The organism is Pseudomonas salicis (genome assembly GCF_057128705.1).
The window spans coordinates 1-5,509 of sequence record NZ_JBSKHU010000012.1 but is presented as its reverse complement, the minus strand read 5'-3'; the positions used below and the strand labels follow the sequence as shown (position 1 = coordinate 5,509).

The 5,509-nt window shown below is 51.8% G+C and carries 2 tRNA genes and 3 rRNA genes; all 5 read right to left on the bottom strand.

Annotated elements, in window-relative coordinates:
* Positions 1-71, bottom strand: a 5S ribosomal RNA gene (rrf, locus tag ACWKWE_RS29160); the annotation flags it as partial.
* Between the two features lie 154 nt (positions 72-225).
* Positions 226-3,117, bottom strand: a 23S ribosomal RNA gene (locus ACWKWE_RS29155).
* Positions 3,118-3,365: 248 nt separating this feature from the next.
* Positions 3,366-3,441 (bottom strand) — tRNA-Ala (locus tag ACWKWE_RS29150).
* Between the two features lie 26 nt (positions 3,442-3,467).
* A tRNA-Ile gene (locus tag ACWKWE_RS29145) sits at positions 3,468-3,544 on the bottom strand.
* A gap of 64 nt (positions 3,545-3,608) precedes the next feature.
* A 16S ribosomal RNA gene (locus ACWKWE_RS29140) occupies positions 3,609-5,145 on the bottom strand.
* Positions 5,146-5,509 lie beyond the last annotated feature (364 nt).

Sequence of the window (5,509 nt, the reverse complement as noted above, 5' to 3'; positions counted from 1 at the left end):
TCGGCGATACATCGTTTCACTTCTGAGTTCGGGATGGGATCAGGTGGTTCCAATGTTCTATGGTCGTCAAGAAATTCGGGTACCAAGTCGTGGCCAGCGGCCTCGCCTCAGCAAATCAGGTATGTGATCAGGTCGTTCGTCTGTGCTGCAAACTTTCGGTTGCTGTCGTCTTCACAGTCACCGCAATCTGATGCCCTCTCGGGTCGCAGATTGCTTGGGTGTTATATGGTCAAGCCTCACGGGCAATTAGTATTGGTTAGCTCAACGCCTCACAGCGCTTACACACCCAACCTATCAACGTCGTAGTCTTCGACGGCCCTTCAGGGAACTCAAGGTTCCAGTGAGATCTCATCTTGAGGCAAGTTTCCCGCTTAGATGCTTTCAGCGGTTATCTTTTCCGAACATAGCTACCCGGCAATGCCACTGGCGTGACAACCGGAACACCAGAGGTTCGTCCACTCCGGTCCTCTCGTACTAGGAGCAGCCCCTCTCAAATCTCAAACGTCCACGGCAGATAGGGACCGAACTGTCTCACGACGTTCTAAACCCAGCTCGCGTACCACTTTAAATGGCGAACAGCCATACCCTTGGGACCGGCTTCAGCCCCAGGATGTGATGAGCCGACATCGAGGTGCCAAACACCGCCGTCGATATGAACTCTTGGGCGGTATCAGCCTGTTATCCCCGGAGTACCTTTTATCCGTTGAGCGATGGCCCTTCCATACAGAACCACCGGATCACTAAGACCTACTTTCGTACCTGCTCGACGTGTCTGTCTCGCAGTCAAGCGCGCTTTTGCCTTTATACTCTACGACCGATTTCCGACCGGTCTGAGCGCACCTTCGTACTCCTCCGTTACTCTTTAGGAGGAGACCGCCCCAGTCAAACTACCCACCATACACTGTCCTCGATCCGGATAACGGACCTGAGTTAGAACCTCAAAGTTGCCAGGGTGGTATTTCAAGGATGGCTCCACGCAAACTGGCGTTCACGCTTCAAAGCCTCCCACCTATCCTACACAAGCAAATTCAAAGTCCAGTGCAAAGCTATAGTAAAGGTTCACGGGGTCTTTCCGTCTAGCCGCGGATACACTGCATCTTCACAGCGATTTCAATTTCACTGAGTCTCGGGTGGAGACAGCGCCGCCATCGTTACGCCATTCGTGCAGGTCGGAACTTACCCGACAAGGAATTTCGCTACCTTAGGACCGTTATAGTTACGGCCGCCGTTTACCGGGGCTTCGATCAAGAGCTTCGCGTTAGCTAACCCCATCAATTAACCTTCCGGCACCGGGCAGGCGTCACACCCTATACGTCCACTTTCGTGTTTGCAGAGTGCTGTGTTTTTAATAAACAGTCGCAGCGGCCTGGTATCTTCGACCGGCATGGGCTTACGGAGCAAGTCCTTCACCCTCACCGGCGCACCTTCTCCCGAAGTTACGGTGCCATTTTGCCTAGTTCCTTCACCCGAGTTCTCTCAAGCGCCTTGGTATTCTCTACCCAACCACCTGTGTCGGTTTGGGGTACGGTTCCTGGTTACCTGAAGCTTAGAAGCTTTTCTTGGAAGCATGGCATCAACCACTTCGTGTTCTAAAGAACACTCGTCATCAGCTCTCGGCCTTAAGATCCCGGATTTACCTAAGATCTCAGCCTACCACCTTAAACCTGGACAACCAACGCCAGGCTGGCCTAGCCTTCTCCGTCCCTCCATCGCAATAACCAGAAGTACAGGAATATTAACCTGTTTTCCATCGACTACGCTTTTCAGCCTCGCCTTAGGGACCGACTAACCCTGCGTCGATTAACGTTGCGCAGGAAACCTTGGTCTTTCGGCGTGGGTGTTTTTCACACCCATTGTCGTTACTCATGTCAGCATTCGCACTTCTGATACCTCCAGCAAGCTTCTCAACTCACCTTCACAGGCTTACAGAACGCTCCTCTACCGCATCACCAAAGGTGATACCCGTAGCTTCGGTGCATGGTTTGAGCCCCGTTACATCTTCCGCGCAGGCCGACTCGACTAGTGAGCTATTACGCTTTCTTTAAAGGGTGGCTGCTTCTAAGCCAACCTCCTAGCTGTCTAAGCCTTCCCACATCGTTTCCCACTTAACCATGACTTTGGGACCTTAGCTGACGGTCTGGGTTGTTTCCCTTTTCACGACGGACGTTAGCACCCGCCGTGTGTCTCCCATGCTCGGCACTTGTAGGTATTCGGAGTTTGCATCGGTTTGGTAAGTCGGGATGACCCCCTAGCCGAAACAGTGCTCTACCCCCTACAGTGATACATGAGGCGCTACCTAAATAGCTTTCGAGGAGAACCAGCTATCTCCGAGCTTGATTAGCCTTTCACTCCGATCCACAGGTCATCCGCTAACTTTTCAACGGTAGTCGGTTCGGTCCTCCAGTCAGTGTTACCTAACCTTCAACCTGCCCATGGATAGATCGCCCGGTTTCGGGTCTATTCCCAGCGACTAGACGCCCTATTAAGACTCGCTTTCGCTACGCCTCCCCTATTCGGTTAAGCTCGCCACTGAAAATAAGTCGCTGACCCATTATACAAAAGGTACGCAGTCACCCAACAATGTGGGCTCCCACTGCTTGTACGCATACGGTTTCAGGATCTATTTCACTCCGCTCTCCGCGGTTCTTTTCGCCTTTCCCTCACGGTACTGGTTCACTATCGGTCAGTCAGTAGTATTTAGCCTTGGAGGATGGTCCCCCCATGTTCAGACAAGGTTTCTCGTGCCCCGTCCTACTCGATTTCATTGACAAGAGATTTTCGCGTACAGGGCTATCACCCACTATGGCCGCACTTTCCAGAGCGTTCCGCTAATCTCAAATCAACTTAAGGGCTGGTCCCCGTTCGCTCGCCACTACTAAGGGAATCTCGGTTGATTTCTTTTCCTCAGGGTACTTAGATGTTTCAGTTCCCCTGGTTCGCTCCATGCACCTATGTATTCAGTGCAAGGTAACCATCTTGTGATGGTTGGGTTCCCCCATTCAGACATCTCCGGATCACAGTCTGTTTGCCGACTCCCCGAAGCTTTTCGCAGGCTACCACGTCTTTCATCGCCTCTGACTGCCAAGGCATCCACCGTATGCGCTTCTTCACTTGACCATATAACCCCAAGCAATCTGGTTATACTGTGAAGACGACATTCGCCGAAAGTTTGCATTTCACAAACTTTACCTTAGCCTGGACACGCACCAGTGAAAGAGGTGCCCAGTCTATCTTTCTATCACATACCCGAATTTTTAAAGAACGATTCTGACAAAGATCAGAAATCAACATTCAGCCTTCATCCGAAGGAAATGCTCATTTCTAAGCTTTAGCATGACAACTGTCTGTACCACCGAAAACCGGTATGGTGGAGCCAAGCGGGATCGAACCGCTGACCTCCTGCGTGCAAGGCAGGCGCTCTCCCAGCTGAGCTATGGCCCCGTATCGCTACAGGGTGCACCGGTAATTGGTGGGTCTGGGCAGATTCGAACTGCCGACCTCACCCTTATCAGGGGTGCGCTCTAACCAACTGAGCTACAGACCCAATCGTCTTCTTCAATGAATCAAGCAATTCGTGTGGGAACTTGTGAAGAAGCTGAGTCTTCGATTAAGGAGGTGATCCAGCCGCAGGTTCCCCTACGGCTACCTTGTTACGACTTCACCCCAGTCATGAATCACACCGTGGTAACCGTCCCCCCGAAGGTTAGACTAGCTACTTCTGGTGCAACCCACTCCCATGGTGTGACGGGCGGTGTGTACAAGGCCCGGGAACGTATTCACCGCGACATTCTGATTCGCGATTACTAGCGATTCCGACTTCACGCAGTCGAGTTGCAGACTGCGATCCGGACTACGATCGGTTTTATGGGATTAGCTCCACCTCGCGGCTTGGCAACCCTTTGTACCGACCATTGTAGCACGTGTGTAGCCCAGGCCGTAAGGGCCATGATGACTTGACGTCATCCCCACCTTCCTCCGGTTTGTCACCGGCAGTCTCCTTAGAGTGCCCACCTTAACGTGCTGGTAACTAAGGACAAGGGTTGCGCTCGTTACGGGACTTAACCCAACATCTCACGACACGAGCTGACGACAGCCATGCAGCACCTGTCTCAGTGTTCCCGAAGGCACCAAACCATCTCTGGTAAGTTCACTGGATGTCAAGGCCTGGTAAGGTTCTTCGCGTTGCTTCGAATTAAACCACATGCTCCACCGCTTGTGCGGGCCCCCGTCAATTCATTTGAGTTTTAACCTTGCGGCCGTACTCCCCAGGCGGTCAACTTAATGCGTTAGCTGCGCCACTAAAATCTCAAGGATTCCAACGGCTAGTTGACATCGTTTACGGCGTGGACTACCAGGGTATCTAATCCTGTTTGCTCCCCACGCTTTCGCACCTCAGTGTCAGTATGAGCCCAGGTGGTCGCCTTCGCCACTGGTGTTCCTTCCTATATCTACGCATTTCACCGCTACACAGGAAATTCCACCACCCTCTGCCCTACTCTAGCTTGCCAGTTTTGGATGCAGTTCCCAGGTTGAGCCCGGGGATTTCACATTCAACTTAACAAACCACCTACGCGCGCTTTACGCCCAGTAATTCCGATTAACGCTTGCACCCTCTGTATTACCGCGGCTGCTGGCACAGAGTTAGCCGGTGCTTATTCTGTCGGTAACGTCAAAATTGCAGAGTATTAATCAGCAACCCTTCCTCCCAACTTAAAGTGCTTTACAATCCGAAGACCTTCTTCACACACGCGGCATGGCTGGATCAGGCTTTCGCCCATTGTCCAATATTCCCCACTGCTGCCTCCCGTAGGAGTCTGGACCGTGTCTCAGTTCCAGTGTGACTGATCATCCTCTCAGACCAGTTACGGATCGTCGCCTTGGTGAGCCATTACCTCACCAACTAGCTAATCCGACCTAGGCTCATCTGATAGCGTGAGGTCCGAAGATCCCCCACTTTCTCCCGTAGGACGTATGCGGTATTAGCGTTCCTTTCGAAACGTTGTCCCCCACTACCAGGCAGATTCCTAGGCATTACTCACCCGTCCGCCGCTGAATCAGGGAGCAAGCTCCCTTCATCCGCTCGACTTGCATGTGTTAGGCCTGCCGCCAGCGTTCAATCTGAGCCATGATCAAACTCTTCAGTTCAATACTGCAATTAGGTTTTGAGAAAACCTTATAAACTTGGCTCAGCAATCGTTGGTTAAACCATGATTTCTCGTGGAGTAACTTGCGATGCTGATAATCAGTTGACTTCAGTCTTACAGCACAAGCACCCACACGAATTGCTTGATTCAATTGTTAAAGAGCGGTTGGTTAAGAGCTTTTCGTCTCAACCGAGGCGCGCATTCTACAGCAGCGTCTCAATCTGTCAAGCGGTTATTTTCAGAAGTTTTCAAAGTTTCCTTATCAACTTCAACCACTTGCGCTTCGTTCGACTTGGCGTCTCATGTCAGCGGGAGGCGAATTCTACAGCGTTACAACTTGCTGTCAACCACCTTTTTCACCGCTG